At 69.9% G+C, this 20,127-nt stretch carries 18 protein-coding genes; 10 read left to right on the forward strand and 8 right to left on the reverse strand.

The genetic code is table 11. The annotated features are described in order from the left end of the window. Positions 1–12 precede the first annotated feature (12 nt). Positions 13–333, forward strand: coding sequence for a hypothetical protein (locus OHB13_RS36035; protein ID WP_328379987.1), 321 nt, complete (start codon positions 13–15; stop codon positions 331–333). 9 nt (positions 334–342) lie between these two features. On the opposite strand, the gene OHB13_RS36040 is transcribed toward OHB13_RS36035, so the two are convergent. Further along, positions 343–2,307: an oxidoreductase gene (locus OHB13_RS36040; protein ID WP_328379988.1), complete on the reverse strand. Its 1,965-nt coding sequence runs from the start codon at positions 2,305–2,307 to the stop codon at positions 343–345. A gap of 18 nt (positions 2,308–2,325) precedes the next feature. Beyond that, positions 2,326–2,904, reverse strand: coding sequence for a TetR/AcrR family transcriptional regulator (locus OHB13_RS36045; RefSeq protein WP_266861446.1), 579 nt, complete (start codon positions 2,902–2,904; stop codon positions 2,326–2,328). A gap of 107 nt (positions 2,905–3,011) precedes the next feature. Here OHB13_RS36045 and OHB13_RS36050 point away from each other — a divergent pair, with 107 nt between their 5' ends. After that, positions 3,012–4,505: an APC family permease gene (locus tag OHB13_RS36050; protein ID WP_328379989.1), complete on the forward strand. Its 1,494-nt coding sequence runs from the start codon at positions 3,012–3,014 to the stop codon at positions 4,503–4,505. 107 nt (positions 4,506–4,612) lie between these two features. On the opposite strand, the gene OHB13_RS36055 is transcribed toward OHB13_RS36050, so the two are convergent. From OHB13_RS36055 to OHB13_RS36065, 3 genes are all read right to left on the reverse strand, one after another. After that, the gene (locus tag OHB13_RS36055; protein ID WP_328379990.1) at positions 4,613–5,806 is read right to left on the reverse strand and encodes an acyl-CoA dehydrogenase family protein; all 1,194 of its coding nucleotides are present in this window, start codon (positions 5,804–5,806) and stop codon (positions 4,613–4,615) included. Next, on the reverse strand, positions 5,803–6,984 hold the full coding sequence (locus tag OHB13_RS36060; protein WP_328379991.1) for a CaiB/BaiF CoA transferase family protein: 1,182 nt from the start codon (positions 6,982–6,984) through the stop codon (positions 5,803–5,805). The genes OHB13_RS36055 and OHB13_RS36060 overlap by 4 nt, the downstream gene beginning before the upstream one ends. A 411-nt stretch (positions 6,985–7,395) precedes the next feature. After that, a complete protein-coding gene (locus OHB13_RS36065) occupies positions 7,396–8,856 on the reverse strand; it encodes a PucR family transcriptional regulator (RefSeq protein ID WP_328379992.1) in 1,461 nt (486 codons plus the stop codon). Positions 8,857–8,971: 115 nt separating this feature from the next. Between OHB13_RS36065 and OHB13_RS36070 the strand changes: the two genes are divergently transcribed. Continuing rightward, on the forward strand, positions 8,972–9,148 hold the full coding sequence (locus tag OHB13_RS36070; RefSeq protein ID WP_328379993.1) for a hypothetical protein: 177 nt from the start codon (positions 8,972–8,974) through the stop codon (positions 9,146–9,148). Positions 9,149–9,299: 151 nt separating this feature from the next. On the opposite strand, the gene OHB13_RS36075 is transcribed toward OHB13_RS36070, so the two are convergent. Beyond that, the gene (locus OHB13_RS36075; RefSeq protein WP_328379994.1) at positions 9,300–10,145 is read right to left on the reverse strand and encodes a class I SAM-dependent methyltransferase; all 846 of its coding nucleotides are present in this window, start codon (positions 10,143–10,145) and stop codon (positions 9,300–9,302) included. A gap of 139 nt (positions 10,146–10,284) precedes the next feature. Here OHB13_RS36075 and OHB13_RS36080 point away from each other — a divergent pair, with 139 nt between their 5' ends. Next, positions 10,285–10,884 carry a TetR/AcrR family transcriptional regulator gene (locus tag OHB13_RS36080; protein WP_328379995.1) on the forward strand — a complete coding sequence of 200 codons (600 nt, stop codon included), beginning with the start codon at positions 10,285–10,287 and terminating at the stop codon, positions 10,882–10,884. A 392-nt stretch (positions 10,885–11,276) separates the two neighbouring features. Here the strand turns inward: OHB13_RS36080 and OHB13_RS36085 are convergent, their stop codons facing one another. After that, positions 11,277–12,056, reverse strand: coding sequence for a GntR family transcriptional regulator (locus OHB13_RS36085; RefSeq protein ID WP_328379996.1), 780 nt, complete (start codon positions 12,054–12,056; stop codon positions 11,277–11,279). A gap of 218 nt (positions 12,057–12,274) precedes the next feature. Here OHB13_RS36085 and OHB13_RS36090 point away from each other — a divergent pair, with 218 nt between their 5' ends. From OHB13_RS36090 to manD, 4 genes are all read left to right on the forward strand, one after another. Then, entirely contained in the window at positions 12,275–13,630 is a 1,356-nt protein-coding gene (locus OHB13_RS36090; protein WP_328379997.1) for an MFS transporter, read from the forward strand. A gap of 49 nt (positions 13,631–13,679) precedes the next feature. After that, on the forward strand, positions 13,680–14,738 hold the full coding sequence (locus OHB13_RS36095; protein WP_328379998.1) for an NAD(P)-dependent alcohol dehydrogenase: 1,059 nt from the start codon (positions 13,680–13,682) through the stop codon (positions 14,736–14,738). 2 nt (positions 14,739–14,740) lie between these two features. Next, entirely contained in the window at positions 14,741–16,243 is a 1,503-nt protein-coding gene (locus OHB13_RS36100; RefSeq protein ID WP_328379999.1) for a mannitol dehydrogenase family protein, read from the forward strand. Positions 16,244–16,344: 101 nt separating this feature from the next. Further along, positions 16,345–17,559 carry a D-mannonate dehydratase ManD gene (gene manD, locus OHB13_RS36105; protein WP_328380000.1) on the forward strand — a complete coding sequence of 405 codons (1,215 nt, stop codon included), beginning with the start codon at positions 16,345–16,347 and terminating at the stop codon, positions 17,557–17,559. Between the two features lie 12 nt (positions 17,560–17,571). Here the strand turns inward: manD and OHB13_RS36110 are convergent, their stop codons facing one another. Beyond that, positions 17,572–18,264, reverse strand: a complete 693-nt coding sequence (locus OHB13_RS36110) for a haloacid dehalogenase type II (protein WP_328380001.1) — start codon at positions 18,262–18,264, stop codon at positions 17,572–17,574. A 487-nt stretch (positions 18,265–18,751) separates the two neighbouring features. Here OHB13_RS36110 and OHB13_RS36115 point away from each other — a divergent pair, with 487 nt between their 5' ends. Further along, positions 18,752–19,321 (forward strand): TetR/AcrR family transcriptional regulator, encoded by a 570-nt coding sequence (locus OHB13_RS36115; protein ID WP_328380002.1) that lies wholly within the window; start codon positions 18,752–18,754, stop codon positions 19,319–19,321. Between the two features lie 426 nt (positions 19,322–19,747). Then, positions 19,748–20,107 carry a hypothetical protein gene (locus tag OHB13_RS36120; protein WP_328380003.1) on the forward strand — a complete coding sequence of 120 codons (360 nt, stop codon included), beginning with the start codon at positions 19,748–19,750 and terminating at the stop codon, positions 20,105–20,107. The last annotated feature ends 20 nt before the right edge of the window (positions 20,108–20,127 follow it).

Genomic DNA, 20,127 nt, shown 5'->3' on the forward strand with positions numbered 1-20,127 from the left:
GGGCTTCACCCTTTGGTCTTCACCGCCGACAGCGAGGTATGGAGCGTCCCGGCAGCCGGTGGCCGAGCCCGGCGCCCGACCGACGACCGCCGGGCCCGGGTCGGCCACCTCTGCATCTCGCCGGACGCCGCCCTGCTCGCCTGGACCTCGTCCCGCGACGGCGTACCGGAGGTGTACGCCGCCCCGCTCGACGGCGGCCCGCCGCGCAGGCTCACCCACTTCGGCCACGCACGTACCCGCGTCGCGGGCTGGACCCCGCAGGGCGAAGTGCCGGCCTCGCGGTCGCTGTGCCCCTCGGGCACGAATGATCCTGAGGCTACTTGCCGCCTGTGACAGTCCGGGTCACAACTCGGCTGCCACGGTGAGGCCCTCCAGCACCGCTTCCTCGACGGTGCGCGGAGTGACACAGTCGCCGATGGTGAAGACCTGTCCGGGCGCGATCCCGACGGCCACGGGATCGACCTCGTTGACCGGCACATGGCCCTGGGCGAGCACCACGGCCGCGACACCGTCGAGCAGCACAGGCTCCTCCGTCAGAGTGTGCTGGAGGTAGACGGTGTCGGAATCCGCGCCGTACAGCCGCACGTTGGGCACGATGTCGATGCGCGCCCGCGCCGCCTCCCCCAGCATGGCGGAGCGGACGTACTGCTGCAGGTGCTCGCCCGCCGCGAAGCCCGTCACGCAGAGCGTCACCTTCCGGCCCTGGCCGGCGAGCCGGAGTGCGACCCCGATGCCGATCCAGTCGCCGCGCCAGTCCGCGACCACGATCCGCCCGCGCGGCACCTCACCGCCCCGGATCACCTCCCACGCGTCCAGTACCACCGGGTCGTCGATCAGCTCCAGCTTCGCCGTGCGCGGGCGTGCGCCCGTCGCGAGTACCACCGCGTCCGGAGCCACGGAGGCCACGGCCCCGGCATCCACCCGCGACCCCACCAGGATACGGACTCCCGAACGCCGTGCCTCGCCCTCCAGGTTGGTGATCGCCCCACCGAACTCGGCCCGCCCTGGCAGCTGTTCGGCGAGCAGCACCTGGCCACCGACGCGCCGGCCCGCTTCGTGCAGCTCCACCTCGTGGCCGCGCGCCGCGGCCACCGCCGCCGCTTTGAGACCGGCCGGTCCGCCGCCCACGACCAGCACCTTCTTCCGTCGGGTGATGGTCGGCAGCACTCCGAAGCGGCGTTCGCGCCCGGTCTCCGGGTGCTGAATGCACGAGATCGGGTACCCGAGCTGGAAATGCCCGATACAGGCCTGGTTGCAACCGATGCAGGCGCGGATCTCCTCGGTGCGGTCCTCGGCTGCCTTGACCGGCAGCTCCGGGTCGCAGATCAGCGCCCTGGTCATCGCACAGGCGTCGGCCTGCCCGCCCGCGATGATCTGCTCGGCCTCCTGGGGCTGGTTGATCCGCCCGGCCACCATGACGGGAACTCCGACCACGGCACGTACCCTGGCCGCGAGCGGCGCCGTGTAGCCGGCCTCGTGGAACATGGGCGGGGCGATGTGCTGCGCACCGGACAGGCTGGCCGAGCTGCCCGCGCAGACCGACACGTAGTCGAGCAGACCTTCGGCGTCGAGTTCGGCGACGGCCGCGAGGACCAGTTCGGCGCCGAGGCCGTCGTGGCTCAACTCGTCGCCGGAGATGCGCAGACCGACCACGAAACCGGGCCCGGCCTGTTCCCGTACCCTGCGCAGCGACTCGCGCAGGAACCGCAGCCGGCCCTGGTCGTCGCCACCCCAGCCGTCGCTGCGTACGTTGACCTCGGGGTTGAGGAACTGCGCCGGCAGGTACCCGTGGCTGGCGACGACCTCGACACCGTCCAGCCCGGCCTCGCGCAGCCGGCGGGCCGCCTGACCGTACCCGTCCAGTACCTCCTCGATCTCGGCCCCGGTCATGGCACGCGGCATGACATGGAAGCGCTCGCTCGGGGTGGCGGACGGCGCCCAGGCGACCGGTGCGCTGCCGTCCTTGGACTCCAGGATCTCCCGGCCGGGGTGGAACAGCTGCCCGAAGACCTTCGCCCCGTGCTGCTGCACAGCCCGGGCGAGACGGGCATAGGCCGGGACGCAGTCATCCTCCGTGGCCATCAGTACGTGGGTGGTGTAGCGGGCCGACTCGTGCACCCCGGAGACCTGGAGCACGATCAGACCCGTACCGCCTGCGGCGCGGGCCTCGTGGTAGGCGATCAGGTCCTCGGTGACCGCGCCGTCCCGGACCAGTACGGTGTCGTGCCCCGAGGACAGGATTCGATTGCGCACCGTCACCGGGCCGATGCGCAGCGGGCTGAACAGATGAGGGAACTGCACTGCCATGGACGTCCTCCCTGAGACCTAGGCGCGTACGCCGAGTACGGCGCGCGCGGTGCCGAGCAGCAGCTCGGCGTAGCGTTCTGCGGTGAGCCCGCCCCCGGACGCGACGGCCAATTCGCAGCCGTCGACCATCACCACCAGTGACCCGATCGCGAGGTCCACCGGCAGCACCGGGGTGAACTCCTCGCTGCGCAGGCCCGTGTGGACGATCTCGGACATCAGCGTCTGCCACTCGGCGTGCACCCGGCGCACCCCGTCCCGGAGTTCCTCCCGTCGGGAGGCGCTGGCGCAGAACTCGGTCCAGGTCGCACAGCGACGGGTGAGGTCCGGGTCGGAGGTGAGTGCCTGGACCAGCAGCTCGAAGCGGCGCCACGCGCTGCCGGCCTCGACGGCGACCCTCCTCCAGCGCTCGATCAGATCGTCGATGGACCAGGCGAAGGCTTCGAGGAACAGGGCGTCGCGCGTCTCGAAATAGTGCTGAAGGGAGCCGATGGACAGTCCGGCCGTGGTGGCGACGTCCCGCAACCGGCCCGCGTCGAAGCCGCGTTCGGCCAGTACCTCCGCCGCCGCCTGCAGAATGCGTTCCCGTTGTGCGTCCATGCCGCTCCCCGCTGATCGGAAGTCCCTCCGGGCTCTTGCCAGCCAATAATAAAGCATTATTGTGACGGGCGACACAATGATGTGCTCCCTAGGAACGGGTGATCGGCGTGCACCAGGATCAGAACGACGCCACAGAGCTGCGCAAGACGCTCACCTGGCGCGACGGCTTCGCCATCGCACTGGTCGTCCCCAACGGCCTTCTGCTGACGGTCGGTTACGGAATCGGTGCGGTCGGCGGCTGGACCGCCATCGCGCTCTGGGTCGGCGGCGCGGTCGTCGGCCTGCTGCAGAACATGCTGTTCGCGGAGACCGCCGCGATGTTCCCGGGAATGTCGGGTGGCGTCAGCCGCTACGCCATCGAGGGATGGAAACGGTACTTCGCTCCGCTCGGAGCGGTCGCCTCGTTCGGCTACTGGATCGGCTGGTCGTTCAGCATCGCGGTGAACGCGGCGGCGATCGGCGCCCTGGTGCGGACCCAGTGGTTCCCGCACGCCGGCGCGACCCATGTCCTCGGCCACCCCCTGGGGATTTCCGAACTCGTCGCCGTGGCCGCCATCGCCTGCGGGTGGGCGTGCAACTTCTTCGGCGCGAGACTGGCCGCCGGTACGAGCAAGGTCATTGCCGCGATCGTCATCGCCGCGCTCGTGGTGGTCGCCGCGGCGCCGCTGCTCCACCCGGGCACCTGGCACGTCCAGCGCCTGACCTGGTACCACGGCGGCAACTGGATGACGCTCGCGGTCTGGTTCTACGTCACCGCGTGGTCCACCTACGGCACCGAGATCTGCGCCTCGTTCGCACCGGAGTACCAGGACACCGTCCGCGACACCGCGAAGGCGCTGCGCTGGACCTCACTGGTCGCCCTGGGAATCTTCTTCGTCGTGCCACTGTCCATGATCGGCTCCATCGGCGAGGACGCCTTCCGCGCCGACCCGGTCGGCTCCTTCGCTGTCGCTCTGGAACGGGCGCTCGGCGGCTTCTCCACGCTCGGGGTGCTGGTACTGATCGTCTCGATGTTCTTCGGGATGGTCTCCACCACCGCGGACGGCGGCCGCGCCCTGTACGGCCTGGCCCGCGAGAAAATGACGCTCCGCCAACTCGATCACCTCAACCGCTGGGGCGTGCCCGGCAGGGCTCTCACCCTGGACGCGGTCATCAACAGCCTGGTCGTACTGCTGCTCGGGGAGCCCCTGGCCATCCTGGTGGCCAGCAACTTCGGCTACCTGGTGGCGATCACGCTGGCTGTCGCGGCCTTCCTGCTGCTGCGCCGGGACCGCCCCCACTGGCCCCGCCCCATCCGCCGTGGACGGATCTGGGTCCCGGTCGCCTGGCTGCTGCTCGCCTTCAACCTGCTGATCCTCGCGATCGGGGTCACCCACCCGTCCCTCGCCGGCTACGGCGGCGCCACGGACACCCTGGTGGGTGTCGGCATCCTGCTGCTCTCCGTCGTGCTCTTCGTCTACCGCTGTCTGGTTCAGGACCGAGAGCGCATCGCCTGGCGCATCGAGACGCCGTCGGTGCCCGGGCGGCCCCCGGCTTCCGGCGGAACCGAGGATGCCCGTACGGGGAAGCAGGAGGCTTCCGAACCGTCCCGGTCCGCCTGACGTCTGCTGAATGCCTCGCGCCCACGGCCGGGCGACGGGGTGGTCGGCCTTCCGCCCGACGACTTCGCCGCCCCGCTGCTACGCCGCGAGCGCGTCCCGTGGCGCCGTCAGCGGAAGGCGGCCTGACCGGTCAGGGCCTGACCGATGACCAGGGTGTGCATCTCCGGAGTGCCTTCGTAAGTCAGCACGGACTCCAGGTTGTTCATGTGCCGGATCACCGGGAACTCCAAGGAGATCCCGTTGGCGCCGAGAACGGTCCGCGCCGTACGGCAGATCTCCAGGGCCTTGTTCACGTTGTTGAGCTTGCCCAGGCTCACCTGCTCCGGACGCAGCCCCACCGCGTCCTTGCGGCGGCCCAGGTGCAGGGCCAGCAGGGTGCCGTTGGTGAGCTCCACGGCCATGTCGGCCAACTTGGCCTGGGTCAGCTGGAAGCCGCCGATCGGCCGTCCGAACTGCGAACGCTCCCCGGCATAGGTCAACGCCGTCCGGAAGGCGCTGCGGGCTGCCCCCATGGCACCCCAGATGATGCCGTAGCGGGCCTCGTTGAGGCAGGACAGCGGTCCGCGCAGACCACGTACCTCCGGGAAGGCGGCAGCCGCCGGCAACCGGACCTCGTCCAGCGACAGCTCACTGGTCACCGAGGCGCGGAGCGACATCTTGTGCTTGATGGTGTGGGCGGAGAAGCCGGGCGTGCCGGTCGGCACGACAAATCCGCGTACGCCTTCCCCGGTCTGCGCCCACACCACGGCGACATCCGCGACCGAGCCGTTGGTGATCCACATCTTGCTGCCGTCCAGCACCCAGTCGGCGCCGTCGCGGCGGGCACGCGTGCGCATGTTGCCGGGGTCGGAGCCGTGGTCGGGTTCGGTGAGGCCGAAGCAGCCGATCGCCTCACCGGACGCCATCTGCGGCAGCCACCGCTGCTTGTGCTCCTCGCTGCCGAACCGCCGGATCGCGTACATCGCCAGCGATCCCTGCACGCTGACCAGTGAGCGGATTCCGGAGTCGCTCGCCTCCAGCTCCAGGCAGGCGAGACCGTAGTCGACCGCGCTCATGCCCGCGCAGCCGTAGCCGTCGAGGTGCATGCCGAGCAGACCGAGGGTGCCCAGTTCCTTGGCGAGTTCGCGTATCGCGGGCAGCTCGCCCGCCTCGAACCACTCCGCGACATACGGGTCGATCGACGACTCACAGACCTGCCGGACGGCGGCGCGCACGGCCTTCTCGTCCGGACTGAGCAGGTCGTCGATATCGGCCAGGTCGAGCGGGTCGGCCTTGGTGCGCGGGGAGTTCGATCGAGTCATGAGGTCACCTCGTTTTCGTTCGTGGGACGGCGGACGGGCGGGCTGCCGGGTTCGGACAGCCAGGCCCGGACCAGGGAATCGTCGGCGCCGAGTGCCGGGGGTGGTGTCGGCGGCCGGACCAGGCCGGTGGAGTAGGTGGCGGCGTGCCGCGGTACGGGTGTGCCGCCGGCCGGGGTGACCGTGGGGGAGAGGCCCAGGCGCTCGGCGAGTGCGAAGCCGTCGGCCACGGTGCCGACCTTCCCCGCGGGGACTCCCGCCTCGGTGAGGCGTTGCTGCCAGACGGCGGATTCGTCGGCAGCGAGCAGCCTCTCCAGTGCCGTGACCAGCTCGGCCCGGTGGCCGACCCGGGCCGCGTTGGTGGCGAAGCGGGCGTCGTCCGCCAGCTCCGGCCGGCCCAGAGCCGCCGCGAGACGGGTGAACTGCCCGTCGTTGCCGCACGCCACCGCGAGCAGCCCGTCCCGGCAGCGCAGCGTTTCGTACGGGGCGATCGAAGGGTGGCGGTTTCCCATCCGCTCCGGAGAGCGGCCGGTCTCCAGACAGCTCTGCGCCTGGTTGACCAGTGACCCCAGCAGGCTGGAGAGGAGATTGACCTCCACCCGGCAACCGCGACCCGTCCGGGCGCGCTCCGTCAGCGCGGCGAGTACGCCGACGGCGGCGTCCTTGCCGGTGAGCACGTCCACCAGGGCGACACCCGCCTTGGTGGGCTCTCCGCCGGCGTCCCCGGTGATGCTCATCAGCCCGCCCACAGCCTGCACGACGAAGTCGTAGCCGAGGAGGTCGGAGCCCTCGCCGCTGCCGAACCCGGTCACCGAGCAGTACACGACGCCTGGGTTGGCCGCGGCGACGTGCTCGTAGCCCAGACCGAGGCGGTCGAGTGCTCCCGGACGGAAGTTCTCCACCAGTACGTCGGCGCGCCGGGCCAGCTCCTGTGCCAGGGCAAGGTCGCCGGGGTCCGAGAGGTCGAGCGCGGCGCTGAGCTTGGAGCGGTTGACGCTCTCGAAGTAGGTGCTGGACGTCGCCGACCACGGCGGGCCCCAGGAACGGGTGTCGTCGCCGGAACCGGGCCGTTCCACCTTGACCACGGTGGCGCCCAGATCGGCCAGGGTCATCGTGCACAGCGGTCCGGCGAGCACGCGGCTGAAGTCCGCCACCAGGACACCTTCCAGGGGGCCGGTCATGACACCCTCCGTACCGCGCCCGTCGAGGAGCGCGGGGAGAGCGGACCGCGCCGCGGTTCGAATCCCTGCACGGGCGGGGCACTTGGAGCACTTGGAGCACTTGGCAGTCCGGCCGCGGGGCGCGGCCGGGAGGTGACATCGGTCGTCACGGGAGGTCCTTCCGAAAGCCAGAGGCCATGTGGTGGCTGCCAACCTAGGCACCGGTGGGCCGGCAAATCATGGGACGATCCGCACAAGAATTCCTGGACTGCGGTCAGAACGCCCACATGCGGGACGCGTGCGGCGATCAGCGAGAGCCCGCGCCCGCTCGACACTCCCGGCCGGGATCTTGGCCGGCCCTTTCCGAAGCCGCGCGCTCTTCGAAAAGCACGGGCTCGGCACGGGGCACACGGCAAACACACCCGGTCCGGGTCAGGCCAGTCCGTCTTCTCGCAGGGTGAGCCAGAGCCGGCTGGCGACATCGGGATCGTCCAGGTCGGCGTCCAGCAGCGTGGCGGCCCTGCCGATGCGGTGGCGCAGCGTATTGCGGTGCACTCCGAGGTCGGCTGCCGCGCGCTCCCACTGGCCGCGGTGGCGCAGATAGGCGGCCACTGTCCCCACAAGGTCGGCGTGGCGGTAAGCGAGCAGGGGCTCCAGGGCGGGGGCCGCCGCGACGCCTTGGCCGGCCAGGTCGCGGAGCGTTCCGGCGGGAATGCCCGCCAGCGTGCGGTTGAGGGCCGGCAGTTGCCGGTGCAGCTCGGCCACGTCAGTCTCGGTGCCCAGCACCGCTCGCACGCGGCCGGCCAGCAGCGGCCGTGCGGCGGCCACGACGGCTGGGGCGTCGCACGGATCGATAAGGATCAAGATGCGGTCCGCTTCCACAACGGCCGGGAAGTGCCGCCTCTCCCTGGCCACAGACATCTCCAGGGAGTCGAGGACCTCCTCGCCGCCCGGGCCGGCGTCGACGGCCAGCACGAGAGGCCGCATACGTGGAACGATCGCCGGCAGAGCCAGTTCCGCTGCCAGGGCCCGGGCCGCGTCGACGAATCCCGCCATCAGGAGCCGGCCCACGCAAGCGCGGGTCGCCCGGGTGCCCGCCACGAGGCGTCGGTGCTGCTCGCTCTGCAGGGCGAGCAGGGCGCAGGCGGTCAGTGTCAGCTGCCTGTCGGGGCCGTTCATGGGCCTTGGACAGCCGACGGCGACGAAGCCGGTGAGCCGGCCCCGGCTCGTCAGGGGCTGGAGCAGTACGTCATCGGTCCCGAGCGGAAACGTGGCCGAGGAGTGCGGACCGGCGACACGGAGCCGGGCCACCTCTGCGCTGGTCTTGCGGGCGCTGGCCCGGCGCCCCCGTGGCCAGACCTCCACGACCTCTCCCTGCGCGCTCAGTTGGGCAGCCCAGCCTGCTACTGCGCCGGCCAGCGTGCGGACGACGGTCGGCACCGGGTTGGGCCCGGCCGCCGCCCGCACGAGCTCACGGTGCGAGACCAGCGCTGAGGCCAGCTGCTCCTGACCGGCGGCCGCGACCAGGGACCAGTAGGTGCGGGCAACGACCAGGAACGGGGTGGGTCCCGGCACGACCAGCAAAGGCAGGCCGACTGCCACGCAGGCCTCGGCCAGCGCCTCGGGTACGCGCTGGTGGGAGGGCCCGAGGCCGATGGCGAGAGCGGCAACGCCCCGGCTCGCGAGCCGGGTTGTGTAGGCGCGTGCCTGGGCGGTGCGGCCGGACAAGGACATCCCGGTCGTCAGGAGGAGTTCGCCCCCCGAGAGATAGGGTGTCGGGTCGGCGAGTTCGCTGACATGCACTGCGGTGACCTCGCGCGGCGGCGGGACCGCCGGGCGGACCGGGGCGAGATCCGTTCCGAGCGTGCGGACGAGTGCGGCAAGCGTGGGCATGGGTCCTTCTTCTGCGGCCGGTGCGGTGCAGCGCTGTTCCTGCCACTGTTCACGACAGCCCTTTCCCCGTGAAGCGTAGGTGCCGCCCCCGGACCGCTACAGGCCGGGTCGCCACGTGGTCCGCGCGCAGGCACCCGGCCCCGTCACCTTCCACGCCAACATCATCTGCGGCATGGCCCCCGACGTGACGGGGAACTCCGTGACCGTGCAGCCGGGTCAGGTGGGCGAGTCGTCCGGGCACTGCGCCTTCTACAGCACCGGTATCGGCGGCATCAGCTGGACCGTGGGGTAGGGGGCAGGAGCAGGGCCCCACGGAAGCCACCCCGCGTGGCCGGAGACCGGGCGAGGCAACGCGTGGGCCTGAAGGCCGCGCAGGTCCCGTACTGCCATGTGGCATCCGGCGTTCTGCCCCGTCGGCCCAACAGCGTTCGCAGGGTGACTCGTCACTTCGGCCGGTCGGCGGTGACCAGCCAGGCGGTGCTGCGCAGTCGCAGCGCACCGGCCTCCTCGTGGCGGCGCAGAGTGTCCGTGAGCGTCTGACGGGCGCGCTCCTGGACCTCGGGCGCGACCTGGCTGACCAGATGATGTCCGGGGCCGGAACCGAGCAGGAAGGCGGCCGCGTCGTCGGCGTTCTGCCCCCATGTCCCGAACGCCTCCGTGTGCGCTGCGCCGATGTGCTCGAAACCGGCGGCGGCCATCACTTCGCAGGTACGGTCCGGGTCCGCCAGGGAGAACATTCCCGGGCTTCCCTGCGCACCGAACTCCCCCACGGGCAGCAGGTCGCGCAGTGCCGCGATGGCCTGGAGCCATTCATTGCCGTCGGCCGCTGTGGCGCAGACGAACGCCAAGCGGCCACCGGGGCGCAGAGCGCGTCCGATGTTGGCGAAGGCGGCGACGGGATCAGCGAAGAACATCACCCCGAAGCGGCTGATCGCGACGTCGAATGCGCCTGGTGCGAGGGCGTGGACCTGGGCGTCCCCTTCCTCGAAGGTCACATTGCCGAGGCCTTCGTGTTGTGCGGCCTCCCGTGCTCGCGCCAGCATCGGCGCCGACAGGTCCAGGCCCAGGGCCCGGCCGCTCCGAGCTCGGCGTGCGGCCAGCCTGGTCGTACTTCCGGCTCCGCAGCCGATGTCCAGGACGCGGTCGCCCTCTTCGATCGCGGCGGCGGTGAGCAGGGGTTCGTTGAAACCTCCGTTCACGGCGTCCCAGCGATCCTGGTTCTGGGCCCAGTGAGTGCCCTCGTAACCGTTCCACGTCTTCGCCTGACCGGTGTTGGCGATGTTCTGCATTCGGGACCTCCTGCTGGATGCTGCGCTTGCAGAGACTAGAATGGGCATGCGCCCAAACGGTATGGGCGTGCGCCCATACTGGCAATCCCCTTGTGCGCCGGTGCGCCGCATGACGTCATCCCGTACCAGGAGAGGCCCTATGTCACCGCGTGGAGTGGCGATCCCCGACCTTCGTGAGCGGCTCTTCGACGCTGCGGAGCGGGTTCTGGCCCGCGAGGGCCCGGCGGCCCTGACCAGCCGGGCGATCACTGGCGAGGCGGGCTGCGCCAAGGGGCTGTTGCACGCTCACTTCGACGGACTCGACGAGTTCGTCGCCGAACTGTGCCTGAGCCGGTTCGCGCGCACTGCACAAGAAGCCGGGGAACTCCCGGGGCGAGCAGGGCATGCCACCGTGACCGACAACCTCACCGCGGCCGCGCTCGCACTTCTGACCTCCCTGGATCCCGCGGTCATCGGGGTCACCATGACCCGTCCCGCCACGTTCCTCCGGGTTCGCCAGGCGCTGGCGGGCGGCGCACCGGGATTCACAGCGATCCAGGATGCGATCAACGCCTACCTGGAGGCCGAACAGCGGCTCGGCCGCATCGCGGACAGCACTGACACCACCTCGGTCGCGCTTGCCCTCGTCGGTACCGTCCACCACCTCCTGATGACCAGCTGGTCCGGCACGCTGGACCCCCAGGACCAGGCAAAGCGGCTGGTCGCCCTGCTTGTTGACGCGGACCCCAGCGGCAGTTGACCGACGGCCTGCGATGGCGGAACATCGCGTACGGATCCTGTCCTCCTGGCTGGTCGAACAGTGCCGGGCGGTGGGACTTGACGTCCGTCGCGAAGCAGCAGACCCCAGGGGAATGCGGATCCTGCACGCCGTAAAACTCTGACAGCCCGCCCACCAGCGCGAACACCAGGTGGGCCGGCCGGGGAGCCGGTCAGCACGCGCAACGGGACGACGTCAGGCAACCGGTGGTGAGAGTTCCGCCGCCGGACCGGGACCCTGTGCTCCCACCGGCCTGGCGAGAAGCTCTACGCCACCTTGAGGGCGGTCTCCCCCGACCTGACGGCGGACCGACGGGTCTGGGTGCCCGGCGGACGTCAGTCCCGCTGTGTCCCCCCCCGGCCGGGGGTCTGTCGTCAGGTCCGCAGTCCGGGATGGACACGGGGGCGGGCGGGTGCCGTTCCGCCGTGCGGCTCGGCGAAGAGTTCCGGGCGGTTCGCCTGGATCGTCCCGGTGTCCTCGAAGACCCCCTGGAGATGTCCGCGCAACGCCTTCTCGGCGCTCCCGGCGTCGCGCTGCTCCAGTGCGTCAACCACCGCTGTGTGTTCGGCGATGAGGTTCTCGATGCGGTGGGGGAGGGGGAGGCTGAGGCGCCTGGCCCGGTCGAGGTGGGCCTTGGCGGTGGTGACCGTGCGCCACAGCGTGCGGTATCCGCTGGCTTCCATCAGACGGCGGTGGAACGCCTCGTCCTGTTCGAAGAACGCGTCCGGGTCCGCGGTCGTGAGCGCTGCGCGCTGGGCGTCGAGGATGGCACGCAGAGCCGCGATGTCCTCGGCGTCGGCGCGCTCCACCGCCTCGCGCAGCGCGGCCAGTTCGAGCGCCTCGCGCATGAACTGGGCCTCCAGTACGGCGTCGACGCTGATGCGGGAGACGAACGTACCGAGCTTCGGGAAGACGTCGACCAGCGATTCCTCGCCGAGCAGGATCAGGGCCTCGCGCACCGGGGTGCGGCTGACGTCGAGCTCGGTCGCGAGCTCGTTCTCGGAGAGCGGGGTGCCCGGCAGCAGCTCCAGGGAAGTGATCCGGGACCGCAGGAGTGCGTGCACGCGGACGCGGACCGACTCCTTCGCCGGCGCGGCCGGTGCGGCGGGAGTGCGGCGCGGGGTGGATCTTGTGGATCGCTGCGGGGCTGCCATGACGTCACCTTCTCACTTTCATCTGCGGAAATTCTTACATACAAGGCTTGTATGTAAGTCACCGAGAGGGTAGAAAATGTCGTCGGGAGTCCCCGTACCCCCTTCGGTCTCGCGAGTCGCAGCCCACCCCACCCGTACATCCCGTCCCCGCACGAAGGAGCCGCCGTGCCCGATGTCCACGACGCCTCCGACCGGCCAATGGCGACCGGAGGTCCCCGATGACGACGCACCCCGTCACCGAAACCGAGGCCACACAGGCCTCCCCAGGCACGGCCCACCCCACCCGGCCCCGAGGCCGTGGCAAGAACGTCCGTTGGAGCATCGCCCTGCTGTGCTTCGGCGGTCTCGCGGTCAACTACCTCGACCGCTCCACGCTCAGCGTCGCGCTGCCCACCATGTCGAAGGACCTGCACATAGGACCGGAGACCCAGGGCTTCATCCTCAGCGCCTTCTTCCTCACCTACGCGCTGTGCCAACTGCCCGCCGGTGCGCTGCTCGACAGGTTCGGCGTCAAGAGGGTCTTTGCCATCGGCGCCATCTGGTGGTCGGTCGCTACCGTCGGTATGGGCCTGGTGCGTGGCGTCGGCACACTGGTCGGGGCGCGCCTGTTGCTCGGCGCGGGCGAGGCCGCCGGCTACCCGGCCCCCGCCAAAGCGGTCTCGCGCTGGTTCCCGCGGCACGAGCGGACCCTTGCCAACAGTGTCTGGGACAACGGTGCCCGGGTCGGCACCGCCATCGCGCTGCCGCTCGTCACCCTGCTCGTCTCCGCCTTCCACTGGCGCGTCGCCTTCATCTCCTGCGGTCTGCTCGGCTTCCTGTGGATCATCGGCTGGTGGCGGCTGTACCACGAGCCCGCCGACCACCCGAAGCTCACCGGTGAGGAGCGCGCCTACATCGAGGCGGGCGGCGCCCGCGTCGAGGAGACCCCCGCCGAGAGCGCGGCCGCCGCACAGGTGCGCTGGCGCGACCTGTTCCGGTACCGGACGGTCTGGGGCATGATGCTCGGCTTCTTCTGCCTCAACTACGTCGTCTACTTCTTCATCACCTGGTTCCCCAGCTACCTCGTCGACGAGCGCGGTTTCGATCTCCTCAAGCTCGGCTTCTTCGGGACGGTCCCGGGGCTGGTAGCCATCGCCGGTTCGCTGCTCGGCGGCTTCACCGCCGACCGGCTCCTGCGCAAGGGCTGGTCCACCACCAAGGTCCGCAAGACCTGCCTGGTCTCCGGCACGCTCTGCTCATCCGTGATCGCCCTCGCGGTCGTCGTGCCGACCGCGGCCGGCGCCCTCGCGCTGCTCTCGCTCAGCTATGCGTCGCTGACCTTCGCCACCGCGTCCGTCGCCTCGCTGCCCGCCGACGTCGCACCCACCGCCGGGCACGTCGCTTCCCTCGCCGGCATCCAGAACTTCGCCTCGAACGTGGCGGGCGCTCTCGGCCCGATCGTCACCGGCTACCTGCTGGCGTCGTCCGGCGGCTCCTACCTCGTGCCGCTGCTCGTCTCCGGTGCCCTCTCGATCGTCGGCGCCCTCACCTACGCGTTCGTGATCAAGAGCGTCGAACCGCTGCAGGCCCGTTAGTTCCGGAGTTCCGGCCCGCCCCCACCCGTACGACAGAAAGGCTCGCCCCGTGGACAGGACCACGCACCGCGCCGCCGTGCTGCACGGACCCAAGGACCTGCGCATCGAAGACCGGCCGCTGCCCGAGCCCGCGGCGGGTGAGGTCCTCGTCGCCGTCCGCGCGGTCGGGCTGTGCGGCTCGGACCTGCACTACTACGCCCATGGCGAGAACGGTCCGAACGTGCTGCGGCAACCCACCGTGCTCGGTCACGAACCTGCCGGTGTCGTCGTCGGGCGAGGCGCGGGCGCGGTCGATCTGCCGCACGGCATGGCCGTCGCGGTCGAGCCCGCGCGCCCCTGCGGACGCTGCGCCCTGTGCCGCGCAGGACGCTACAACCTCTGCCCCCTGGGCACCTGCTTCGGCTCCCCGCCCACCGACGGCGCGCTCGCCGAGTACGTATGCGTTCCGGGAGACTTCGTGCACCCGCTGCCCGCGACCATGGACATACGGCTCGGTGCGCTCGTCGAGCCGCTCGCCGTGGCCGTGCACGCCGTCCGGCGCAGTGGGCTCCAACCGGGCGCGCGGGTCCTGGTCACAGGAGCCGGGCCGATCGGCGTGCTGGTCGCGCAGGTCGCCGCCGCGTCGGGGGCCGGATCCGTTACGGTGTCCGATGTGGCCGCTGCCCGGCGGGAGTTCGCCGCCCGGCACGGCATGGCGACCGTGGACGCCGCCGACCTCACGCCTGACCCGGAGCGGGCGCACGCCCTCGCCGACCCGGACGGCTACGACCTCGTCCTGGACTGCTCCGGCGTCGGACCCGCCCTGGTGTCAGGGATCCGTGCCCTGCGCCCGGGCGGCACCGCGGTCGTCGTCGGCAACCCGAACCGGCCACTCACCGACCTCCCGCTGGCCTGGATGCAGCGCCAGGAGCTGTCCTTGGTCACCTCCTTCCGGTACGCGTCCGGGGACTTCCCGGCCGCTGTCCGGCTCGCCGCGTCCGGCCGGATCCAGCTGGCCGAACTGGTCACCGCCGTCTTCCCGTTGGAGCGGGCCGCTGAGGCCCTCGATACCGCACTCACCGACCGCACACAGCTCAAAGTCCTGATCGAGCCGGGTGGCGAGGTCTGACCATGGACATCCGCACCCTGCCCCGCCTCTCCCGAACGTGCCTGCCCGTCCCCGGTCTCACACTGCCGCCGAGCCTGCCCGAGCCCGGCATCGTCCACCTGGGTCTCGGCAACTTCCACCGCGCCCACCAGGCCGTCTACACCGCCGACGCGCTGCGCCACGCCGATGGGCCCTGGGGCATCACCGGAGTATCCACGAGCCCCGGCCGCGGGACCCGCCCGGTACTCACCGGCATGGCCGAACAGAGCGGCCTGTACACGGTGTTGACGTTGCGCCGCGACGGCGGCGTCGCGGCCGAAGTCCCCGGTGTGCACCACCCCGGCCTCGCCGCCGACGGGCAGGGCGCCGATGTCGTCGCCGCGATCGGCAGCACCAGGACCCGCATCGTCTCCCTCACGGTGACCGAGAAGGGCTACACCTTCGGCCCCGACGGACACCTCGACCTCGACGACCCGCTGGTCCGCGCCGACCTGACAGGCACCACCCCCCGGACCGCGCTCGGCCTCACCGTGCGCGGGTTGCAGCAGCGGCTACGCACGGGCGCCGCACCCGTCACGGTCCTGTGCTGCGACAACCTCATGGACAACGGTAGCCAACTCCGCTGCCTGATCAGCGAGTTCATCGCCGCACTGCCCGCCGCCGAACGCGAAGACCTCCAGGCGTACGTCGACACGTCCGTGTCCACACCGAGCACCATGGTCGACCGGATCGCGCCCGCCACCACCGACGAGCACCGCACCCTGGTCGCCCGCGCGTTCGGCGTCCGTGACACCGTGCCGGTGCCGGCCGAGCCGTACAGACTGTGGGTGATGCAGGACGACTTCCGTGCAGGCCGGCCCGCCTGGGAGGCCACGGGCGCCGTCTTCACCGATGACGTGGCCCCGTACGAACTGATGAAGCTGCGCCTGCTCAACGGCGCGCACTCGCTCCTCGCCTACCTGGGCCTGTTGCGAGGCCATCGCTCCATCGATCAGGCCGTCACCGACGACCTGATCGGCACCGCAGTCGAGGCGGCCATGGGGGACGAGATCCTGCCGACCGTCACCGAACCGCAGGGCATGCCGGGCAAGGCGTATGTCGCCGAACTCCTCGAACGCTTCGCCAACCCGGCCCTCGGCCACCGCACCGCCCAGGTCGCCTCCGACGGCTCACTGAAGATCCCGGTGCGCTGGGCGGGTGTCATCGAGGAGTCGCTGGCCGCCGGGCGTGTGCCGCGCGTGCTCGCCCTCGGCGTTGCCGCGTACGTGCGCATCGTCACCGGCGGCGCCGACGCCTACGACGAGCAGGTGCTCGGCACGGTCCACGACGCAGCACGGGTGCGCCTGGCCGAACTGACCCGGCGCGCTCCTGAACCCGGCGAGGCGGCGAGACTGATCCTCGCCGAGGGCGGACTGCTGCCCCAACAGGCAGCTCGGGACGGTGCGTTCGCGAGCGCCGTGACGGAGGCTGCGCGGACACTGCACACACATGGAGCCGAAGCCGCCCTGCGCTGGGCCCGCACCTGAAGCCGGTGCCGACCGCCGCCCCGTGCGGCGGCCGGCATCACCCGCACTTTCACCCCGCCCTACGAAGCGACCTTCCCGTCCAACGAAAAGAACGGCACCCCATGGCCACGATCACCTCAGCCGAGGTCTTTGTCACCTGCCCCGGCCGCAACTACGTCACCCTGAAGATCACCACTTCCGACGGCGTCACCGGCATCGGCGACGCCACCCTCAACGGCCGTGAGCTGTCAGTCGCCTCCTACCTGCGCGACCACGTCTGCCCGACCCTCATCGGCAAGGACCCGGCGCGCATCGAGCACCTGTGGCAGTACCTGTACAAGGGGGCCTACTGGCGGCGCGGCCCGGTCACCATGACCGCCATCGCCGCCGTCGACGTCGCCCTGTGGGACATCAAGGGCAAGGTCGCTGGCCTGCCCGTGTACCAGCTGCTCGGTGGCGCGGCCCGTGACGGCGTCACCGTCTACGGCCACGCCAGCGGCAACACGATCTCCGAACTCCTCGACGACGTAAGGCGCTTCCTCGACAAGGGCTTCCGCGCGGTGCGCGCGCAGGCGGCGGTGCCGGGGCTGGAGCGGGTCTACGGCATGCGTAAGGGAGACGGTGCGACATATGAGCCTGCCGATGGCGCTCTTCCCACCGAGGAAGTCTGGGACACGGGCGCCTACGTGGACTTCGTGCCGACGTACATGGCCGCTGTCCGCGAGGAGTTCGGCTACGGCTTCCAGCTCCTGCACGACGTGCACCACCGGCTCACCCCGATCGAGGCGGGCCGGCTCGGCAAGTCCCTGGAGCCGTACCGCCTGTTCTGGATCGAGGACCCGACTCCGGCCGAGGACCAGGAGGCGTTCCGTCTGATCCGCCAGCACACCACGACGCCGCTCGCGGTCGGCGAGATCTTCAACTCCATCTGGGACTGCCAGCACCTGATCACCAACCGGCTGATCGACTACGTCCGCACCTCCGTCTCCCACGCGGGCGGCATCACCCACCTCCGTAGGATCTTCTCTCTGGCGGAGCTGTACGGGGTGCGCTCCGGCTCACACGGCGCGGGTGACCTCTCCCCGGCCTCGCTCGCCGCAGCACTCCACGTCGACCTGTCCGTCCCGAACTTCGGCATGCAGGAGTACATGGCCCATCTGCCGGGCTACGAGAAGGTGTTCCACACCTCCTGGACGTTCGAGGACGGCCTGATGCACCCCGGCGACGAGCCCGGCATCGGCGTCGAGTTCGACGAGACGGCAGCTGCCAAGTTCCCGTACGAGCGCAAGTACCTGCCGGTCAACCGCTTGCGAGACGGTTCCGTTCACGACTGGTGAGTGCTGGTGCTTCTATGGTGTGGCCAGGGCGTGGGTGAGTTCGGTGAGGTTGTTCGTGTGCCAGTTAAAGGTGTCGGTTTTGCTCGGGGGGTTTCCGGTGGGTCGGTGGATGTAGGCGGTCAGTATTCCGTGGCTCTGGGCTCCGCGCAGGTCCCAGGCGTGTGCGGCAACCATGAGGACGTGTTGGGGTGGGCATTGCGCGGCGTTGAGCGCGAGTTGGTACACCTGGGGCGCGGGTTTGTAGGCCTGGGCGTCTTCGGCTGAGAGGGCTTGGTGCCAGCGGAGACCGGCGTGCGCGTTGAGGCGCAGCAGGCATGCACGGCTGGCGTGGGTGAGGGCGAGTACCGGGAAGTGCGCGGCGAGGCTGGCGAGCGCGGTGGGGGAGTCGTTCCAGGGTTTCATGCGCTGGCTTGCTGTCGCGAGTTGTTCGATGGTGTCGGGGTCGGTGAGGCCCGAGCGGGCGGCTACGTGGTGGGCTGCTTCGCGGTCGATGATGTCGGAGTTGGCGTAGGGGCGGGTCCCTTCGTGGATACGTTGCTGTTCGTTGGCGACGTGGTGCTGCCATACGGTGAGGAGTTGGTCGATGGTCGTGTCGTCGGCTGCGGGTAGTGCGTTGCGGATGGCTGTTCGCAGGCTGCCCGGTTCGTCGACCATGGTGCCGAGGACGTCGAAGACGATGGCTTCGATGTTGTTCGCCCGGTCCATGGGGCCTCCCCATTGTGGTGTTCTGGATTGTGGAAATCGGGTGTGCTGTGGCCTGAAGTGTTTTACTGCGGCACGGTGTTGGTGAGTTGTGCCCAGGTGGTCGTGCCCGGCGATATTCCGGTAGAGCGGTGACCGTGTACAGCCTGGTCGGGTCCGGCGGTCGGGGAACGGCATTACACCGTCGGCGGCGTGTCGCCACCCTGGGTGTCGGCGGGAATGGTTCCGCCGCCGAAGGGTGGGTGTCCAATTTCCATTGGTTTGCGCATGGATGGCGCATGGGGTAGCTGACCCGGTGCCGGGGGCAGGGGAGAGTGGTGTGGTTCCGTCGCTTTGGGCACCGGGCGGGGCGGGTTCCGTCCGTGGTCCCGGTTATTTGTGCCGGGATTCCGGGGCGGTGCGACAACTGTCGTAAGTATACCGTTGGGTGTACCGTTCGGTGGTGACTATTAACAGTGAGACCGTGGGCCGGAGAGGTAAGCGGCGGGGTATGAGGCACCTGACGCCGGCTGGTGTGAGGGTCCTTGAGACCGCGTCGCGGCTGTTCTATGAGCAGGGGATCCGCGCTGTGGGCGTGGAGGCGATCGCGGACGAGGCGGGTGTCACCAAGAAGACCCTGTATGACTGCTTCGGCTCGAAGGAGGATCTGATCGTCGCGTATCTGCGTGCTCGCGATGGTCTGTGGCGTTCTACGTTGGTGAAGCACGCGAACGTTCATGATGCTCCCCCCGGTGAGAAGATCCTCGCGACGTTCAGTGCCTTGCGTGACTGGATGCGTGAGCGGAACTCGCGGGGGTGTGCCTTTATCAATGCTTCTGTGGAGTTGCCTGAGGATCATCCGGGCCGGGAGGTCGCCCGTGATCAGAAGGCGTGGCTCTTTGCGTACTTGGAGGATCTCGCGACGCAGGCCCGTGCCCAGGATCCTGCTGCGCTGGCGGCGCAGGTGTTGATCCTTCATGAGGGGGCTTGTATCGCTGATTCGATGCGGTCGGTGGATAACGCTGTTGACCGTGCTGAGCAGGTGGCAGCTGTTCTGATCGAGAGGGCACTTGCCGAGTGACCCGTGACGGCTCGGCTGTGCCGGGGTATCCGGTCACCGGAGACACGGCCACTTGGCGGGGGAGGGCTCAGTCCCTTCACTGAAATGATCTTGTGTTCAGTTTGCTCTTCTTGTTTGTTCTGGGCTACGGCGGGTTCAGCTCAGCGCGTCGGTCCTGCCGTTGCCGTCCGAAAGCCGCTCCGCTGCCCGGACGTGGTTCTGCCGTCCGATGGGGGCTGTCGGGCGGCTGTTGTGCTGTCGGACCGGTGGTCCGTGTCCCGAGCTGGATGACTCGTTTGTTTGTCTGTCGTGGGGTCTGAGGACTGTCCCGTAACTGCTGGTCACGGAGCTGCCCACCCTGCGGAAACTGTGTAGCTACTGAGTTCGCGCTGCCGGTATCGTCCGGTCTCGCGACCCGCCATACCAGCGGTCTACGTTCAGAGAGCGATGCACATGACCAGCCGGCAAGCAACGACGACCCTGTGGCGCCCCACCGGCCCCAAGGAGCTGGATCTGGTTCGGGAGCTGAACTGGCGTGCCTGGCCGCCCCGGCTGCCCGAGCAGCCGATCTTCTACCCGGTCCTGAACGAGGACTACGCGATCAGGATCGCCCGGGACTGGAACGTGAAGCACGACGGCGCAGGCTTCGTCACTCGTTTCGAGGTCGAGTCGGAGTTCTTGAGCCGGTATCCCATCCAGCAGGCCGGCGGGCAGACGATCCTTGAGCTCTGGGTTCCAGCCGAGGAGTTGGACGGCTTCAACGCCCACATCGTCGGCGAGATCCAGTTGGTCCACGAGTTCCGGTGAGATGGGGAGGCTTGCTGGCG

The organism is Streptomyces sp. NBC_00440 (assembly GCF_036014215.1).
Taxonomy (GTDB): Bacteria; Actinomycetota; Actinomycetes; order Streptomycetales; family Streptomycetaceae; genus Streptomyces.